At 69.5% G+C, this 17248-nt stretch carries 20 protein-coding genes; 14 read left to right on the top strand and 6 right to left on the bottom strand.

What is annotated here, in order from left to right; genetic code table 11:
* Position 1: 1 nt before the first annotated feature.
* The 3 genes from HWX00_RS22280 to HWX00_RS22270 form a co-directional block, all read right to left on the bottom strand.
* The gene (locus HWX00_RS22280; RefSeq protein WP_034187710.1) at positions 2-478 is read right to left on the bottom strand and encodes an SRPBCC family protein; all 477 of its coding nucleotides are present in this window, start codon (positions 476-478) and stop codon (positions 2-4) included.
* A 127-nt stretch (positions 479-605) separates the two neighbouring features.
* On the bottom strand, positions 606-1091 hold the full coding sequence (locus HWX00_RS22275; protein WP_059559063.1) for an SRPBCC family protein: 486 nt from the start codon (positions 1089-1091) through the stop codon (positions 606-608).
* Entirely contained in the window at positions 1063-1428 is a 366-nt protein-coding gene (locus tag HWX00_RS22270) for an ArsR/SmtB family transcription factor (protein WP_175029039.1), read from the bottom strand. The genes HWX00_RS22275 and HWX00_RS22270 overlap by 29 nt, the downstream gene beginning before the upstream one ends.
* A 205-nt stretch (positions 1429-1633) precedes the next feature.
* Here HWX00_RS22270 and HWX00_RS22265 point away from each other — a divergent pair, with 205 nt between their 5' ends.
* The 3 genes from HWX00_RS22265 to HWX00_RS22255 all read left to right on the top strand — a co-directional run bounded on the left by HWX00_RS22265 (position 1634) and on the right by HWX00_RS22255 (position 3704).
* On the top strand, positions 1634-2164 hold the full coding sequence (locus HWX00_RS22265; protein WP_034187713.1) for a GNAT family N-acetyltransferase: 531 nt from the start codon (positions 1634-1636) through the stop codon (positions 2162-2164).
* Positions 2165-2175: 11 nt separating this feature from the next.
* Positions 2176-2961, top strand: coding sequence for a YhfC family intramembrane metalloprotease (locus tag HWX00_RS22260; RefSeq protein ID WP_175029031.1), 786 nt, complete (start codon positions 2176-2178; stop codon positions 2959-2961).
* 164 nt (positions 2962-3125) lie between these two features.
* Entirely contained in the window at positions 3126-3704 is a 579-nt protein-coding gene (locus HWX00_RS22255) for a hypothetical protein (RefSeq protein ID WP_175029032.1), read from the top strand.
* A gap of 15 nt (positions 3705-3719) precedes the next feature.
* On the opposite strand, the gene HWX00_RS22250 is transcribed toward HWX00_RS22255, so the two are convergent.
* Positions 3720-4304 carry a TetR/AcrR family transcriptional regulator gene (locus HWX00_RS22250; protein WP_175029033.1) on the bottom strand — a complete coding sequence of 195 codons (585 nt, stop codon included), beginning with the start codon at positions 4302-4304 and terminating at the stop codon, positions 3720-3722.
* A 338-nt stretch (positions 4305-4642) separates the two neighbouring features.
* Between HWX00_RS22250 and HWX00_RS22245 the strand changes: the two genes are divergently transcribed.
* The gene (locus HWX00_RS22245) at positions 4643-5347 is read left to right on the top strand and encodes an SDR family oxidoreductase (RefSeq protein WP_034187716.1); all 705 of its coding nucleotides are present in this window, start codon (positions 4643-4645) and stop codon (positions 5345-5347) included.
* Positions 5348-5405: 58 nt separating this feature from the next.
* Here the strand turns inward: HWX00_RS22245 and fabV are convergent, their stop codons facing one another.
* Positions 5406-6608, bottom strand: coding sequence for an enoyl-ACP reductase FabV (fabV, locus tag HWX00_RS22240; RefSeq protein ID WP_034187717.1), 1203 nt, complete (start codon positions 6606-6608; stop codon positions 5406-5408).
* A gap of 165 nt (positions 6609-6773) precedes the next feature.
* Here fabV and HWX00_RS22235 point away from each other — a divergent pair, with 165 nt between their 5' ends.
* The 6 genes from HWX00_RS22235 to HWX00_RS22210 all read left to right on the top strand — a co-directional run bounded on the left by HWX00_RS22235 (position 6774) and on the right by HWX00_RS22210 (position 12340).
* Entirely contained in the window at positions 6774-7307 is a 534-nt protein-coding gene (locus HWX00_RS22235; protein WP_034187718.1) for a GbsR/MarR family transcriptional regulator, read from the top strand.
* A gap of 88 nt (positions 7308-7395) precedes the next feature.
* Entirely contained in the window at positions 7396-8718 is a 1323-nt protein-coding gene (locus tag HWX00_RS22230) for an SDR family oxidoreductase (RefSeq protein WP_124608528.1), read from the top strand.
* On the top strand, positions 8715-9185 hold the full coding sequence (locus HWX00_RS22225) for a DUF2269 family protein (RefSeq protein WP_059559052.1): 471 nt from the start codon (positions 8715-8717) through the stop codon (positions 9183-9185). The genes HWX00_RS22230 and HWX00_RS22225 overlap by 4 nt, the downstream gene beginning before the upstream one ends.
* Before the next feature lie 93 nt (positions 9186-9278).
* A complete protein-coding gene (locus HWX00_RS22220) occupies positions 9279-10148 on the top strand; it encodes a thiol-disulfide oxidoreductase DCC family protein (protein WP_175029034.1) in 870 nt (289 codons plus the stop codon).
* The gene (locus tag HWX00_RS22215; protein WP_175029035.1) at positions 10145-11644 is read left to right on the top strand and encodes a TIGR01777 family oxidoreductase; all 1500 of its coding nucleotides are present in this window, start codon (positions 10145-10147) and stop codon (positions 11642-11644) included. The genes HWX00_RS22220 and HWX00_RS22215 overlap by 4 nt, the downstream gene beginning before the upstream one ends.
* Before the next feature lie 72 nt (positions 11645-11716).
* Entirely contained in the window at positions 11717-12340 is a 624-nt protein-coding gene (locus tag HWX00_RS22210) for a glutathione S-transferase family protein (protein ID WP_175029036.1), read from the top strand.
* An 81-nt stretch (positions 12341-12421) separates the two neighbouring features.
* On the opposite strand, the gene HWX00_RS22205 is transcribed toward HWX00_RS22210, so the two are convergent.
* A complete protein-coding gene (locus tag HWX00_RS22205; protein WP_175029037.1) occupies positions 12422-13834 on the bottom strand; it encodes a serine hydrolase domain-containing protein in 1413 nt (470 codons plus the stop codon).
* A gap of 242 nt (positions 13835-14076) precedes the next feature.
* Here HWX00_RS22205 and HWX00_RS22200 point away from each other — a divergent pair, with 242 nt between their 5' ends.
* The 4 genes from HWX00_RS22200 to HWX00_RS22185 all read left to right on the top strand — a co-directional run bounded on the left by HWX00_RS22200 (position 14077) and on the right by HWX00_RS22185 (position 16548).
* The gene (locus HWX00_RS22200; RefSeq protein WP_034187724.1) at positions 14077-14496 is read left to right on the top strand and encodes an HIT family protein; all 420 of its coding nucleotides are present in this window, start codon (positions 14077-14079) and stop codon (positions 14494-14496) included.
* 252 nt (positions 14497-14748) lie between these two features.
* A complete protein-coding gene (locus tag HWX00_RS22195; protein ID WP_167361907.1) occupies positions 14749-14913 on the top strand; it encodes a hypothetical protein in 165 nt (54 codons plus the stop codon).
* Between the two features lie 155 nt (positions 14914-15068).
* Complete coding sequence (locus tag HWX00_RS22190; RefSeq protein WP_175029038.1) at positions 15069-15728, top strand: methyltransferase family protein; 660 nt, start codon at positions 15069-15071, stop codon at positions 15726-15728.
* Between the two features lie 379 nt (positions 15729-16107).
* Complete coding sequence (locus HWX00_RS22185) at positions 16108-16548, top strand: hypothetical protein (RefSeq protein ID WP_034187726.1); 441 nt, start codon at positions 16108-16110, stop codon at positions 16546-16548.
* Positions 16549-17248 lie beyond the last annotated feature (700 nt).

The raw sequence follows: 17248 nt of genomic DNA, 5'->3' as shown, positions 1-17248 counted from the left end.
GTCACCCGGCTTCCACCAGCGCGGCCAGCCGCGCCAATGCCATCCGCCAGCCCGTTTCGTTGTCGGCGGCCGGCACGCCGGGCGGCACCCCGTCGTGCACGGCATCCACGCGCGTGCCGCCGGCTTCGTCGGACAGCGTGATGGTGATCGTCATCGCGCCGCGCAGCATTGGATCGTCGGTTTCGAACACGTCGATCTCGACGATCCGCTCGTCCGGCACGAGCGTGACGAAGCGGCCGTGATAGGTATCGGTGCGCGCGGTGGTCTTGCCGGTGTCGGCCGACGGCGCGTCGTAGCTCAGCGACACCCGCAGCGCGCCGCCTTCGCGCGCATCGTACGCGTGCACGCGGCACGTCATGCCGTCGGGCACCTTCCACTGCTCGACCGCGTGCGGATCGAGCAGCGCGCGGTAGACGCGCCCGCGCGGTGCGTTCAGGTGCCGGCTGACCCGGGTGGAATGCGTGTGCGTGTGCAACATGTGGCCTCCCGCGGAACGCGCGCGACGGTGCACGCCGGCGGCCGGCGTGTCGTCATGCTTCCTTCAGGAATCCTAGGCGCGGGCGCGGCGGCATGCAATGGCTGCCCGCGCGGGCGCGTTCAGCCGTTCAACGCAGGGCGGCGGCGAAGGCATCGAGCTGCGTGATGCACGTGTTCCAGCCCTCGAAAAAGCCGAGCGCTTCGTGGCGCTCGCGCGTCGCGGCATCGGGATGCATCACGCGCGCCTCGTAGCGGCTGCCCGCGTCGTCGTCGGCCATCGTGACGATCGCCGTGAAGCCCATCCACGGCGTCTGCGGCCGCCAGCCCCCCGCGAGCATCGACGTGAACGCGATGCGCGATTCCGGCACGATCTCGAGAAAGCAGCCGGGATTGTCGCTCGTGCCGCCGTCGGGGCCGCGCATGAACGTGTGGAAGGCGCCGCCCGGGCGCAGGTCGAATGCGCGCACGTCGGTGGTCCACGGCTTCGGGCACCACCATTCCTTCAGCAATTCGGGGTCGGTCCACGCGCGCCACAGCGCACGGCGCGGCGCGTGCAGCGTGCGCGTGATGACGAGATCGTGGGCTTCAGCGGGGTCGACGGGACTGGCTGACATCGTGCTCCTCCTGATGATGGCGTTCGACGAATTCGACGAGGCGGTCGGATCGCGCCTCCCACAGCGCGCGCTGGGCGGCGAGCCATGTCTCGGCCTCGGTCACCCGGCTGACCACCAGCGCGCAGGTGCGCGAGCGGCCGGTTTTCCGGGTCTGCACGAGGCCGCTGCGCTCGAGCACCGCGACATGCTTCATGAACGACGGCAGCGCCATGTCGAACGGCGCGGCCAGCGCGGAAACGGTTCGCTCGCCCTGGCCGAGTACGCTGACGATCGCGCAGCGCGTCGGATCGGCGAGGGCGTGGAACACGTCGCTGATACCGGGTTGAAAGTTATCCATTCGGCTAAGTGTAGGCGACGTGACGGGTGATGCAGCGGAAATTTTCATCGCGTACGATGATGGGGCGGTAACGCGCGCCGACCGGGCGCGGCGTTGCCGGACGCCTGCCGCCGTTTCTTGAGCCTCGACGACCGGCCGGCGTGCGTTTGGGATCCCGGCCCATGCTGAAACCGTGCGTGCGGCCTGCCTGACTACCGGAGAGGGCATGACCGAATCTGTTACCGTCCGTCGGATCGACGCACGCGACGCGATGCGCTGCGTCGACGCGCTGGCCGACCTGTTGATCGATTGCGTGGAAGGCGGCGCATCCGTCAGCTTCATGTTGCCGATCGCGCGGCCGACCGCCGTCGCGTTCTGGACGCGCGTGGCCGAGGGCGTCGCGAACGACGAGCGCATCCTGCTCGTCGCCGAGGATGCGGCGGGCCGGATCGTCGGCACGGTGCAGGTCGTGACCGCGCAGCCCGAGAACCAGCCGCATCGCGCGGATATCGCGAAGATGCTCGTCGCGCGGCACGCGCGCCGGCAGGGCATCGCCGCGCGGCTGATGGCGGCGGCCGACGCGGCCGCGCGCGACGCCGGCAAGACCGTGCTCGTGCTCGACACCGTGACGGGCGGCGACGCCGAGCGGCTGTACGAGCGGGCCGGCTGGCAGCGCGTCGGCGTCGTGCCGAACTACGCGCTGATGCCCGACGGCGCGCTCTGCGCGACGACCTATTTCCACAAGCAGCTCGCGTAACGACAGCCGTCATGCATCCCGTCGCCCCGGCGCTGCTGTGCACCACGCTGGCGGCCGGTGTCGCGGCACTGATCGCGCCGGTGTGGCTCGCGGTCCGCTGGCGGCGCCGCACGCAGGTGCCGCTGCACGTGTTTTGCTACGGCATGCTGACCTTCTTCGTGTTCCAGCCGCTGCTGCGCCTGTCGTGGCAGGCGCCGCTGTTCCACTGGCTCGGAACCAGTCCGCGCTGGCATCTGCCGATGCTCGTGTTCGCCGCGTTGACGGCCGGGCTCTTCGAGGAATGCGGGCGCTGGGTCGCGTTCCGGTATCTGTTGCCGAAGCGGCACGATGCGCGGACGGCCGTGATGCTCGGGCTCGGGCACGGCGGGCTGGAAGCGATGCTGCTGGTCGGCGTGGGGTTCGTCGCGCTCGGCACCGGCTACCTGCTCGCGCACGCGGGTGTCGTCGTGCCGGCCGGCATGCGCTCGCTGATCGGGTCGGAGTTCGCGGGGATGACGCTCGTGTCGCCGCTGCTCGCGCTGTTCGAGCGCGTGAGCGCGATGGCCGCGCATGTCGGGCTGTCGCTGATCGTGCTGCAGGCGTTCGTGCGCGGCGCGAAACGCTGGCTCGCGTATGCGATCGCGTTCCATTTCATGTTCGACCTTGTCGCGGTGCTGCTGACGCGGTACTGGCACGTCGAGACCGTGCTGGTCGAGGTGCTCCTGTTCGTGTGCAGCGCGGGATTGCTGTGGCTGGGCGTGCGCGTGAGCCGTCGCGGAGCGGGCGCCGGCGCGACCCGCACGGAGCATGCCGCGTGACGCGAGTGGCCGGCGTCGGGCGTACGCGGCGCCTTCGCGGCCGCGCCGGGCGCTGCCCGGCGGCCGGTTTTCCCGCGGCATGAAAAGCCGGACCGGAAGCGCCGCCGGTCCGATACCATTCACGCCGGAAGACTTCAACGAAACGCCAGGGAACCTCCGCCTCGATGAAACGCTCACACGTCGCCTTCGCCCTCACGGGCCTGCTCGTTGCGCTGCCGATTGCCGCGTATGCGCTCGTCAAGCCGCTGCGCATCGTCGCACCCGCGCTGCTGCCCGGCGTGTCGTGCCCGAGCGCCGACATCTGCACGGACGATGCCGCGAAGCTCGGCGACGCGCAGCGGCTGTATCGCGACGGCTATGCGCGCGCGGCGGCGGCCGTCGGCCCGTTTCACGATGCGCCGCGCGTCGTGTTCTGTTCGACGCGCGCGTGTGCCGACGCGTTCGGCCTGGGCGCGCGCGCGGCGCTGACACTCGGCAATTTCGGGGTGGCCGTCGCGCCGCGCGGCTGGACCCCCTATTTCATCGCGCACGAGCTGATCCATCATCGTCAGGCCGAAGTGCTCGGCAACCTGGCCGTCGCGACCAAGCCGCGCTGGCTGATCGAGGGGATGGCGTATTCGCTCAGCGACGATCCGCGCCATCCGCTTGCGCAGCCGTTCGAAGCGTGGCGCACGCGTTTCGATGCGTGGCATGCGGCGCTCGGCGGGCAACCGCTGTGGGATGCCGCGCGGGCGGTCGAGTAGCGCGGGAGGGCGGCGTTACGCAGGCGTGCCCGGGTCGCCGCGTCCGGCGCCCAGCGTCTTGCGTCCCGCGTCGAGGATCTCGTCGGCCAGCGCGCGATCGGTGCCCGCGACCGCGCGCGACAGCACGAGCGCGCCGACCATCTGGCTGAAGACCGCCAGCGTGTCGCGACGTGTCTGCTCCGGCGTCGCGCCTTCGGCCGCCACCATCGGCGCCAGCCGGTCGAGATACGCGGCGAGACCGTGCGCGTAGCATGCGCGCGCCGCGTCGGTCAGCCGCGCCGCGTCGCCGGCGAAGCCGGACAGCGGGCACCCGGCCTCGACGTTGTCGCGATGCGCGGCCGACAGGTACGCCGCCACCTGTGCGTCGAGACTGCCGGCGTTCGGCGAATCGGCGCGGTCGTGCATCGCCTTTTCCATCACTTCGGCGACGAGCGTGTCTTTCGACTTGAAGTGGTTGTAGAAGCCGCCCTGCGTGAAGCCGGCTTCCTTCATCAGCTCCGTCAGCCCGACGGCATCGACGCCGCGCGCGCGGAACAGCCGCTCGGCGGCCGCGACGATCGCGCTCCGGTTCTCGGCGGCCTGCTGTCTTGATACGCCCATCGATCTCTCCCTGATTTTGCCGATCGCGTCGATTGGAAAACACAATGGCGATCACCATTGACATGAGGGCGTGGCGCGAACAGAATGCACCGCAAAGACAATGGTGATCGACATTGACATCGAGTGTAGTCGACTTGGCCGGCGATGCAAAGCCACGGCCGGACACGGATGGCAGTCGGTCGGCGTCTTTGGCGCCGCGGCTATCGGGCGGCGGACGGCTCGCCGCCCGCCGTCGGCGGCGCACCGGTTCGGCAAGCAATGGCAACCTCGTTTTCCACCGGATCTCATGCGCGCGGCGAGCCGGCGCGCAGGCGATTCATCATGCGAAAGGAACGATCATGAAGATCGAAGGTGCAGTCGTTTTCGTGACGGGCGCGAACCGCGGGCTTGGGCTCGAGTTCGCGAAGCAGGCGCTCGCCAGAGGCGCGCGCAAGGTCTATGCGGCGGCGCGCGATCCGGCCACCGTGACGCTGCCGGGCGTCGTGCCCGTGAAGCTCGACGTGACCGATCCGGCGGCCGTCGCCGCGGCGGCCGATGCGGCCCGCGACGTCACGCTGCTGATCAACAACGCCGGCATCGCGCGGCTCGGCAGCCTGACGGACGACGGCGCGCCCGACGCGCTGCGCGAGCACTTCGAAACCAACGTGTTCGGGATGCTGGCGATGTCGCGGGCGTTCGCGGGCACGCTCGCCAGCCACGGCGGCGGCGCGATCCTGAATATCCTGTCGGTCGCGAGCTGGGTGAACCGGCCGATCCTGTCGGGCTACGGCGTGTCGAAATCGGCCGCGTGGGCGCTGACCAACGGGCTTCGCCATTCGCTGCGCGAACAGCATACGCAGGTCGTCGGGCTGCATGCGGGGTTCATCGATACCGACCTGACGGCCGGCCTCGACGTGCCGAAGGCCACGCCGGCCGACGTCGTGCGCCAGGCCTACGAGGCAATCGAAGCAGGAGAAGAGGAGGTGTCGACCGACGAATTCACGCGGCAGGTGAAGGCCACGCTGTCGTCGGGCGTCTATCTGGAAGAGCCGGCGCCGCGTTGACGCGGCCGGCAACGCGGCCCCGCCGCCCGCTCGATGAGCGCGGCGGCGGGGCGTTTCGTCAGACCGTCGTGTCGATGATGCCCGGGATCTTCACGTCCGGGTTCACGTCCGCGTCGTAGTCGACACCGGCGATCTCGAAGCCGAACAGCCGCAGGAAGTCGGTCTTGTAGCCGGCGAAGTCGGTCATCTCGTACAGGTTCTCGTTGGTCACCTTGTCCCACATCGCGACGACCTTCTCCTGCACCTGCGGATCGAGCTCCTTGTAGTCCGCGCGCAGGCGGCCTTCCGCGTCGATGTGCGGCGTCGCGCCGTACAGGCTGTCCTTCAGGAGCCCGTACACCTGCTCGATGCAGCCTTCGTGCGTGCCGGCTTCCTTCATCACCTTGAACAGCAGCGACAGGTACAGCGGCATCATCGGGATCGCCGAGCTGGCCTGCGTGACGACGGCCTTCAGCACCGACACGCGGGCATCGCCGCCGTGCGCGGCCAGCTTGTCGCGGATCGACAGCACCTTCTTGTCGAGATCCTTCTTCGCTTCGCCGATCGAGCCGTTCCAGTAGATGTCGTGCGTGATCTGCTCGCCGAGATACGTGAACGCGGTGGTCTTCGCGCCGTCGGCCAGCACGCCGGCGTCGGCCAGCGCGTCGATCCACATCTGCCAGTCCTCGCCGCCCATCACCGCGACGGTGCCGTCGATCTCTTCCTGCGTCGCCGGTTCGAGCGCGACGTCGCGGATCACTTCCTTGTCGGTGTCGAGGCCGCGGAACGTGACGGCCTTGCCGACCGGCTTGAGCGTCGAGCTGATCGTCTCGCCCGTCTTCGGATGCGTGCGGCGCGGTGCCGCGAGGCTGTAGACGACCAGATCGACCTTGCCGAGATCCTGCTTGATGGTGTCGATCGTGACCTGCTTGACCTTGTCGGAGAATGCGTCGCCGTTGATGCTGCGCGCATAGAGCCCCTTTTCGGCGGCGAATTTCTCGAACGCGGCGCTGTTGTACCAGCCGGCCGTGCCGGGCTTCGTTTCGCTGCCGGCGCGCTCGAAGAACACGCCGAGCGTGTCCGCGCCCGAGCCGAATGCGGCCGAGATCCGGGCCGCGAGGCCATAGCCGGTCGACGCGCCGATCACGAGCACCTTTTTCGGGCCATTGGCGATCGGGCCGTGCGAAGTCACGTAGTCGATCTGTTCCTTGACGTTGGCCTCGCAGCCGACGGGATGAGTCGTCACGCAGATGAAGCCACGCACGCGCGGTTTGATGATCATGGAAAAACCTCTGTCTATCAGAAAGGCGGGGACGGCCTGAAATCGGAAAATCCCGCGCATTGTAAAGGAAGCGGCCGATCGCGGGCGGGCGCGGCCGGACGGTGTCGGATCGCCCCGGTTATTTCTCTCTTGACAGAAATAACTGAAATGAATAAATTTCCCGACATGGAACTCACACCGATTGCCGAACGATTCATTCTCCACTGGGGCGAAATGGGCTCGCGGTGGGGCGTCAACCGTACCGTCTCGCAGATTCACGCGCTGCTCTACCTGGCCGGCCGGCCGGTCGCGGCCGACGAGATCGCCGACACGCTCAACGTCGCGCGCTCCAACGTCAGCACGAGCCTGAAGGAGCTGCAGGCGTGGCGGCTCGCGAAGGTCGTGCACGTGCTGGGCGACCGCCGCGACCACTTCGAGACGTCGACCGACATCTGGGAGTTGTTCAAGCTGATCGTCGAAGGGCGGCGGCAGCGCGAGATCGAACCGACGCTCACGGTGCTGCGCGATTGCCTGACGAGTCCGGAGATCGCGAACGAAAGCCGCGAGACCGAACAGCGTATCCGCGACACGCTGCAGTTCGTCGAGACGCTCACGACCTGGTCGGACGAGATGCTGCGGCTCAAGCCCGATACGCTGATGAAGGCGCTCGGCATCGGCGCGAAGATCAGCCAGACGGTCAGGCGCAAGCCGTCGAAGTAAGCGGTAGCGGAAGTGCGGGCGGGCAGCCCGCTTTTTTGGGGGTTGATATTTCTGTCTTTACAGAAATAACTGTAAATAGAGGATGAAGATGAACGCAATCCTGCCGTCGGCGCGACAGCACGATCGCACCGGCGCGCGCAGTATCACCGTGCTCGTCTGCGGCGCGAGCGGCTTCATCGGGCGGGCGCTGTGCGCGCAGCTCGAAGCCGGCGGCCATCACGTGCTGCGCGGCGTGCGTCACGCGGCCGGCCCGCGCGACATCGCGATCGACTTCGCGCGGGACGTCGATCCGCAGGCGTGGCTGCCGCGGCTGACGGGCGTCGACGTGGTGGTCAACGCCGTCGGCATCCTGGCCGACCGACGCGGCGCGACGCTCGACGCCGTGCACCGCGCCGCGCCGTGCGCGCTCTTCACCGCATGCTGCCGCGCCGGCGTGCGGCGCGTGATCCAGATCTCGGCGCTCGGCGTCGAGCGCGGCGAGACGCGGTACTTCGCGAGCAAGCACGCGGCCGACCGGTTCCTGCGGACGCTGCCGATCGATTCCCGCATCGTGCGCCCCGCGCTCGTCTACGGCGCGGCCGGCGCGTCGGCGCGGTTGTTCCGGATGCTCGCGAGCCTGCCCGTGCATGTGCTGCCGGCGGGCGGCCGTCAGCGGCTGCGACCCTTGCACGTCGACGATCTCGCGGAAGTCGTCGCGCGGCTCGTCGTGCAACCGGACGATGCGGCGGAGGCCGGCAACCGGGTGATCGACGTGGTCGGCGGCGACAAAGTCGAATACCGCGAGATGCTGGCCTGCTACCGGGCCGCGCTGGGGTTTCCGCCGGCTGCGCGCGTGACGCTGCCGGGCCCGCTGGCCGGCGCGGCGGCCGTCCTGTCCGGCATGCTGCCGGGCGCGATGTTCACGCGCGACACGTGGACGATGCTGCGCGCCGGGAACACCGGCGATCCGTCGGCCACCGCGGCCGTGCTCGGCCGGCCGCCGCGCGTCATCGGCGGCTTCATCGGCACGGAAAGCGCTGCCGCGCTGCGCCGCGAGGCGCTCGCGATGTGGCGGCGCCCGTTGCTGCGCGGCGCGCTCGCGATCGTGTGGATCTGGACGGCCATCGCGAGCGCGTTCATCCATCCGCTGCACGCGAGCCTCGCGCTGCTCGCGCCTGCGCACCTGACGGGGCTGCCGGCGTTGCTTGCGCTCTATGGGGCCAGCGCGCTGGACTTCGCGTTCGGCATCGCGACCGTCGCCGCGCCTTCGCGGCGCCTGTGGGCTGCGCAAGCGGCGCTGATCGTCGCGTATTCGGCCGTGATCGCGGTCACGATGCCGGGCCTGCTGGCCGAACCGTTCGGTCCGGTGCTCAAGAACGTGCCGATTCTCGCCATCCTGTTGATCCTCTTTTCAGAAGAAGAACGCGCATGAATACCTATCTCGTCATCAAGGCGCTTCACATCCTGTCCTCGGTGCTGCTGGTCGGCACGGGGTTCGGCACCGCGTTCTACCTGTTCTTCGCGAACCGCACGCGGTCGGTGCCCGCGATCGCGGCCGTGTCGCGGCTCGTGGTGCGCGCGGACGGGTGGTTCACGACGCCGGCCGTGATCTTCCAGCCGGCGTCCGGCTTGTGGCTCGCGCACACGGCCGGCTGGCCGTGGCATACGCCGTGGCTGCTCGCGTCGATCGTGCTGTACGCGGTCGCCGGTGCGTGCTGGCTGCCGGTCGTGTGGCTGCAGCTCGAACTGGCATCGATGGCGAGGCTCGCGCACGCGAACGGCGATGCCGCGCTGCCCGAGCGCTACTGGCGCTACGCGAAACGCTGGGAACTGCTCGGTTATCCGGCGTTTTTCGCGATGCTGACCGTCTACTTCCTGATGGTGGTCAAGCCGATTTAAGCGTGTCGCCGCCGTGCGGGCGCGGCGGTTCGAGGCATCGGCATGCAGTCGATCGATTCATGATGCTTTCGATAAAAAGAAGGAGTGCAAATCATGAGCGCAAGTGAACTGGAAGTTTACTTCGACGGGCGATGTCCGTTATGCGCCGCGGAAATTCGGCGTCTCGCGGCGCGCGACGCGCGACACCGGCTGACGTTCGTCGATATCGCCGAACCGGGCTTCGACCCGGCGCCGCTGGGCGTCGACCTGCCCGCGCTGAATCGCGAACTGCATGCGCGCCTGCCTGACGGACGCATGCTGACCGGCGTCGACAGCGTCGCGGCCGCCCATGCGCTGGCCGGGCGCCGCTGGCTCGCCTGGCTGCTGCGCGTGCCGGCCCTGCGCGGCGTGCTCGCACCGCTGTATCGCCGCTTCGCACGCAACCGGCAGGCCGTTTCGCGCTGGCTCGGGTATCACGCCGAAGCGCGCTGCGACGACGCGGCGTGCGGGATCGGCGAGGCCGCCGGACGCAGGGCATCAGCGCGCCCCGCACACGACACCCGGCGCCGCGTCGTCGTGAACTGGATGGGGGCGGTCGCGATCGTGCACCTGCTGGTCGGCGCGGTCGTGCCGTGGATGGCCGGCGCGCCGTGGCTCGATGCCTATCACCGCGGCATCGAACTGCATTTCTGGGCAGGAACGGCGCCCGACGCCGCACGTGCCCAGCAGGTCTGGTGGATGTCGCTGGCCGGCGCGACGGTACAGTGCGCGTCGGTCTGGATGTTCGCGCTCGTCCACCTCGGCAGCCGGTTGCGCAAACGGGAAGTGTGGGGCTGGCTGCTGGCCGGCCTGTCGATCTGGGCGCCGCAGGACATGCTGTTGTCGTGGCAGGCGCATGTGCGGGGCCACGTAGCGATCGACCTCGTCGCGCTCGTCGCGATGGTGCCGCCGCTCGTCTGGCTGTGGAGGAGGGATACCGTATGAACACCTTGCCTGCTTTCGACTGGGCGCTCAACCTGCTGATCGCGCAGGGCGCGATGGGCGCCTTCGATACGCTTTATCACCACGAACTCACGCAGGACCTGCCGCACAGCCCGCGCGCGCGGCTCGAACTGGCGATTCATGCGGTGCGTTCCGTGTTGTACGGCCTCGTGTTCGCATCGATCGCGAACGTTGCGTTTCACGGGGCGTGGGTGGCAGCGCTCGCGGCGGTCGTACTCGTCGAAGTGGCGCTGACGTTGTGGGACTTCGTCGTCGAGGACCAAAGCCGCAAGCTGCCGGCCACCGAGCGCGTGCTGCACACGCTGCTGGCCGTCAACGGCGGCGCGCTGTTCGGGATGATCGCGATGCAACTGGCCGTGTGGGCGCACGAGCCGACCGCGCTGCAGCCGCTCGATCCCGGCTGGCGCGGCTGGCTGCTCAGCCTGTTTGCCGTCGGCGTGACCATATCGGGTGTGCGCGACGGGATCGCCGCGTGCCGGATCGCACGCCGGGTGCCGGCCGCCAATCCGTTCGCGGGTCAGCCGCCGGGCCACGTGCTCGTGACCGGCGGGACCGGCTTCATCGGCGAAACGCTCGTGAACCGGTTGCTCGATGCCGGGCATACCGTCACGCTGCTGGCGCGCGATCCGCTGCGCGCGGCCTACCTGTTTGATGGCCGCGTACGCAGCGTGACGTCCGTCGAACAACTGCGGCCGCACGAGCGTGTCGACACGGTCGTCAATCTCGCGGGCGCGCCGGTGCTGGGCGCACGCTGGAGCAAGCGCCGGCAGGCGCGGCTGCTTGCGAGCCGCGTCGGCGTCACGCAGGCGCTGACGCGCTGGGTCGAGACCGCCGAGATCAAGCCGCGCACGTGGATCCAGGCATCCGCGATCGGCTACTACGGCGTGCGTCCGGCCGACGAACGGCTCGACGAGGCCAGCAGCGCCGGCACCGGCTTCATGTCCGAACTGTGCCGGCAGTGGGAGCGTGCCGCGCAGCCGCTCGAACGCCACGGCGTGCGCACGGTGGTGCTGCGGCTGGGCATCGTGTTCGGCCCCGGCGGCGCGTTGCGCCCGATGCTGCTGCCGCATTACTTCGGGATGGGCGGGCGATTCGGCGACGGCGCGCAGGTGATGAGCTGGATTCACCGGGACGACGTGCTGCGGATCGTCGCGCGCGCGATGTCGAGCGCGGGCATGCGCGGCGTCTACAACGCGGTCGCGCCGGTGCCGCTGACCCAGCGCGCGTTCGTGCAGGTCGTGTCGAAGGTGCTGCGCCGCCCCGCGTGGCTGCACGTGCCGGCCGCGCCGCTGCGCGTCGCGATGGGCGAGATGGCCGAGCTGCTGCTGGACGGGCAGCGCGTGATGCCGGCGCGGCTGCATCGGGAAGGATTCATGTTCCGCTTCCCGACGGCCGAGCATGCGCTGCGCGACCTGACGAACCGGCCGCACGCCGATTTCGCGGGGCCGGCCTGCCGTTTGCCCCGCCGTCGTGTATAAATTCGGCGTGAACGTGCGCGGGGCGTGTCCTGCGTCCCGCGCGCTCCGCATCCGACCTCACAAGGAGACTGCATGCTGCACGTCCTCGGCAAGATCCCGTCCATCAACGTCCGCAAGGTGCTGTGGCTGTGCACCGAACTGAACCTGCCGTTCGAACAGGAAGACTGGGGGGCGGGCTTCCGCACGCCCCACGATCCGGCCTATCTCGCGCTGAATCCGAATGCGCTCGTGCCGGTCATCAAGGATGACGACTTCGTGCTGTGGGAATCGAACACGATCATCCGCTACCTCGCGAACCGCCATGGCGGCGACGCGCTCTATCCGGCCGAGCCTCAGGCGCGCGCACGGGTCGACCAGTGGATCGACTGGCAGGGCTCGGACCTGAACCGCTCGTGGGTCGGCGCGTTCCTCGGCCTCGTGCGCAAGTCGCCCGATCACCAGGATCCGGACGGCATCGCGCAGTCGATCGCCGGCTGGACGAAGCACATGCAGGTGCTGAATGCGCAACTCGACAAGACGGGCGCGTACGTGGCCGGCAGTACGTTCACGCTCGCGGACATTCCGATCGGCCTGTCGGCGAACCGCTGGTTCGGCACGCCGTTCGCCCATCCGGAATTGCCGGCGGTGTCGCGCTATATCGAACGTCTCGCGACGCGCGAAGGCTTCAGGCAGTACGCGGGCAGCGCGAATCCGTAAAGCCGGGCAGGCCGCGTGTGAAGCGGCGGCGTTGCAAGTGCTGCCGCTTCACGCGCGCGTCATCGATTCACGCGCCCGCCGTCACGCGCCGGGCGCCGGCACCGCATCGAGCACGCGCGCGAGAAACGCCTCGTGATTCCACGCGGCCTCCGGCCGCGACAGCCCGAGCCGCACGACCACCAGCTGACGGCTCGGCACCACGCTCACGAACTGCCCTTCATGGCCGACCGCATGAAACGCGTCGGCCGGCATCGCGGGCGCGTTCGGATCGCGATCGTTGAACGGCTCCGGCACCTTGACCCACAGTTGCGCGCCGAACGTCTGCCGTGCCGACTGCGGCGTCGCGCGCGTCAGGTAACGCACCCAGCCCTGCGGCAGCAACTGCTGCCCGTTCCACCTGCCGTCCTGCAGCAGCAGTTGCCCGAAGCGCGCCCAGTCGCGCGCGTTCGCATACAGGTACGACGGCGCGACGAGCGTGCCGGACGCATCGGGCTCGAACACCGCGCTGCGCATCCCGAGCGGCGCGAACAACGCGCGGCGCGGATACGAGAGATAGTCGCCGTCGCTGCCGCCGAGCGCTTCGCGCATCACACGCGCGACGATCGCGCTCGTGCCGCTCGAGTAGTACCACTGCGTGCCGGGTGCCGCGGCGAGCGGTTTCGCCGACGCGAACCGCGCCATGTCGGGCTGCGTGAACAGCATCACGGCGACGTCGGAGAGCGGGTCGTCATAGTCCTCGTTGAACTGCAGGCCGCTCGTCATCCGCAGCAGCTCGTCGAGCGTGATGGCCGCGCGCGCGTCGCCGCTGCCGCGCCATTCGGGCAGCAGCGCCGACGCATCGGGCGACAGCTTGTGCTGCGCGACGAGCGTGCCGATCAGCGCGGCCGTCACGGTCTTCGTCATCGACCAGCCGGGCAGCGGCGTATCGGCCGTGAAGCCGGGCGCGTAGCGTTCGGCGATCACCTGGCCGCGCCACATCACGACGACCGCGCGGGTGCGCCGCGGCCGCGCCGGATCGGGTTCGTCGAACGCGCGGTCGAGCGCGGTCCGCAGCTTGTGCGCGTCGATGCCGGCGGGCGGCGTGGCGGGGGCGGGCGGGGTGGCCGGCGGGTCGGGAAGCGGCGGCAACGCGGCCGGCAACGCGGTCGACGTCGCGCCGGGCGAGGGTCCGGGCGCGAGCGTGCAGCCGAGCCCCGGCCGGAAGTCGGCTTCGCGCTCGGCGAAACCGGCGAAGGTCGCCGTCGCGCGATGATGGTCGGGATCGATCGACGGGCGCACCAGCTTCAGCAGCGGATGCACGCCGGCCATGATGTCCACGTCGATCACGGACGCGGCCGGCCGGCCCGATACGAACACGCCCGAACACAGCGCCTTGGCCGCATAGCCGGTCGCGATCGGCGCGAGCCGGGACAGCATGTAGCCCGTGTAGCCGATCGCGGCAACGAGCGCGAGTGCGACACCGCGCAGCATCAGCTTCTTGAGGGGGATCGTCATGCGCGAGCGTCCTCGGTGGCGTGCCGGCCGGCAACGATCCGGCAGTGTCTCAGGTTTGGGCGATGCGTTGCAATCGCGGCCGCGTGACGTGCGATGACGACCGCATGCGTTCGCGCGGCCGCGTGTCCGGCGGCTCGCCCCGTGTTGCGCGTCGCGCAAGTTGATGTCCGGGCGGCCATCGGCCGATAATCGTCCGGCATTGGCCACCCGGCCCAACTGTCCAACCGAGATCGGAAAACGCCATGACCTACGACAACGACAACCCGTTCGCGAAAATCCTGCGCGGCGAACTGCCTTGCGTGAAAGTCGCCGAAGACGATGCGACGCTCGCGATCATGGACCTGATGCCGCAGGCCGACGGTCACGTGCTCGTGATCCCGAAGGAGCCGGCCGCGCAGATCTTCGAGCTGTCCGGCGACGCGGCCGCGGCCGGCATCCGCATGACGCAGCGCGTCGCGGCGGCGGTGCGCGCGGCGCTCGAGCCGGACGGCGTGTTCATCGGCCAGTTCAACGGCGCGGCGGCCGGCCAGACGGTCCCGCACGTGCATTTCCACGTGATCCCGCGCCGGGAAGGCGTCGAGCTGCGGATGCATGCGCGCGAGATCGCGGACGCCGCGACGCTCGAGGCGCTCGCGCAGCGCATTCGCGCGCATTTCGTGTAACGGATCGATTGCATGCGGCCCGGCAAGGGCCCGGCGGCCGGCCGCCGCCCCGCACCCGACTGTTTCAGCGGTCATGCGAGGTAACACGTGTAACCGCCGGCGAAACTCGGCCGGCCAGGCCCGGCGCTAGACTCCGCGCATTGCATCATCGAGCGACACGACAGGCGGATCGCCTCGTCGTGCCGGCCGCCGCCGTCGCGGCGGCGCGGCCTTCGCGAGATGCCATTCGTCTTTCGCGCCGGGAACCGAGCCATGTCCAGAATTCTCATCACGCTTGCCCTGATCGGCGGCCTGTCCGGCTGCTACGTCGCGCCGCCGTACGGTTACGCGCCCGCGCCGGCCTACTACGGCTATGCGCCCGCGTATTACGCGCCGCCCGTCAGCGTCGGGATCGGCGGCAACTTCCGCATCCGCTGATCGCCTCCGGGCGGGCGTTCCGGCCGCAGGGGCACGGTGCGCCGCCTTTCGCCGGGCGATCCGCCGGGCGTCGCGTGCCGCATGACGGCGGCGCACGGCGCTTCGCGAGCGCGCTTCCTATACTTCACGGGAAAGCGCATCCCCGCGAGGCCGTCATGGCAGTGACCCCTAAGGTCGTCGTCCTGTCGAGCGTATCCACGCTCGTCTATCTCGGGCTCGCCGTTCTCGGCATCGGCGGGTTCGCTGCGTTCTTCTCGCATCCGCAGCTGACCGTCGTCGCGATCGCGACGCTCGCGATGGCCGTGGCCGCGCTGTTCACCGAAGGCAACCTGAGCAGCGGCGAGCGTGAAAATCGCGACAACCGCTGGGTGCTCGCCGCATTCGCGGTGAGCGGATTCCTGCTCGCCTACGTGCCCGCGCTGACCGACCGGCTCGAAGTCTGGACCTTCGGCGGCGACACGGTGCGCTGGCTCGGTGTCGTGCTGTACCTCGCGGGCGGTGCGTTGCGTATCTGGCCCGTGTTCGTGCTCGGCAGGCGCTTCAGCGGGCTCGTCGCGATCCAGCCGGGCCATACGCTCGTGACCGACGGCATCTACCGCCATATCCGCAATCCGAGCTATCTCGGCCTGCTCGTCAATTCGGTCGGCTGGTCGCTGGTTTTCCGCTCGGGCATCGGCCTGCTGCTGGTCGGGCTGACGCTGGTGCCGCTCGTCGCGCGGATCCGCTCGGAGGAGGCGCTGCTGCGCGCGCATTTCGGCGCCGAATACGACGCGTATTGCGCGCGGACGTGGCGGTTGCTGCCCGGCGTGTACTGACCCCGTCATCCTTCCCCGTTGCCGTCGTTCGGGCGCCTGCTCACGACGCGTGCCCGATGTGTTGCCACGTGTGTCTCGAACGTGCGACGACGCGCAGGGCCGGGCTCTCTCCGCGCTGGTCGGGACCCTCGCCGGAGCCAATGCCGGCGCGGGTTTGGCGCAATTTCGGGGTGCCCGTCCGACCTTCGTTATTCGTAAACAACTTGTTACCAGAATGTCCACGGCAAGGCGGCGGGACCGGTGCTATTCTTCGCCGCAAGCTCATTGAAATGAATTGGTCCGCGGTTCGGCACAATGCCTGACCCGACGTCGATCGATTCAGATCGTCGTAGCGAGCGGACCTTCGATAACCAGATTGCGAACAAGGAAGAATACGGGAATGTGGAAGAAAATCGCCCCCGCTCTCGTCGTCGCCGCGCTGACCGGCACGACTGCACTGCCGGCGCTGGCCGGTGACATGAACAACGCGCTTGGCGGCGCGCTCGGCGGGGTAGCCGGCGCGGCAGTCGGCGGTGCGCTCGGCGGCAGCACGGGCTCGGTGATCGGCGGCGCCATCGGCGGCGGCGCGGGTGGCGCGGTGACGTCGAACCGTCGCGAGCGCACCGGCGCAATCATCGGCGGCGCACTCGGCGGCGGCGCGGGGACCGCGGCGGGCAACGCGATGGGCGGCCGCACGGGCGGCCTGCTGGGCGCGGCCGTCGGCGGCGGCGCCGGCGCGGCGCTCGGCGGCAACATGTCGCGCAGCTCGTACGAGCGCGACTATGGCGATCGCGGTTATCGCCACCGCAAGCATCGTCACCACCACCGCGACTGGGACTGATCGCCGCGAGCGCGGCACGGTGCGCGACATGCGCACCGGCGCGCCGACGGCGTCGGCACCCGACGCGAGATTCGGCCCGGCGGCCTGCCGGGCCGTCATCGCCGGCCTCACCGGCGTGTCCCTTCGGCTTCATCAGCCGCCGCCTTGCGCCCGATCGACGGGCCGGCCATCCATCTCCCCCCGTGTTTCCCCGTTGCTCGACGACCTGACCTGCCGCGCATGAACGCGTCCGGGCAGAATCGGCGTGCGCCATCGCGGATCGTTCTTCCGTCCGTTTCAGCCTGACGACCCCGTCGCAGCGATCCGCTGCCGCAAGCCCGTCGTTTCCCCCTCGATTCGCATGACCGGACATGACCTGGCCGTTGCCTGGCCGTCAGGATTTCCCTGATGGCCCGCCCGCCGCGCCATGGCCCTTCACCGCGCATCGCGGGCGCCGGCGGGTAGTGGGAAATCGAATGGATGTCATCGCAACATTTAATTGGTCGATCGCGATCGACTTCGCTATCGTCGGCGGTGCCCGCGTACGGAGTCGAACCGTGCCGCCCGCCGCGCCTCGCCGCATGACCGCGAGCGCCGCGGCCGGCCGCCGGACCCGACAACCCGGGTCGCCGCGTCCGATGAACCGGACGGACCCGACGCGAAGCCTGGCCGACCGAACGAAGGCGCACGCGCTTTCAAGCCACCCCGGCAACGATGTCCC

Source organism: Burkholderia seminalis DSM 23518, from assembly GCF_902832885.1.
Taxonomy (GTDB): Bacteria; Pseudomonadota; Gammaproteobacteria; order Burkholderiales; family Burkholderiaceae; genus Burkholderia; species Burkholderia seminalis.
The sequence above is the reverse complement of the archived record's forward strand: the minus strand, read 5'-3'. Positions and strand labels throughout refer to the sequence as shown.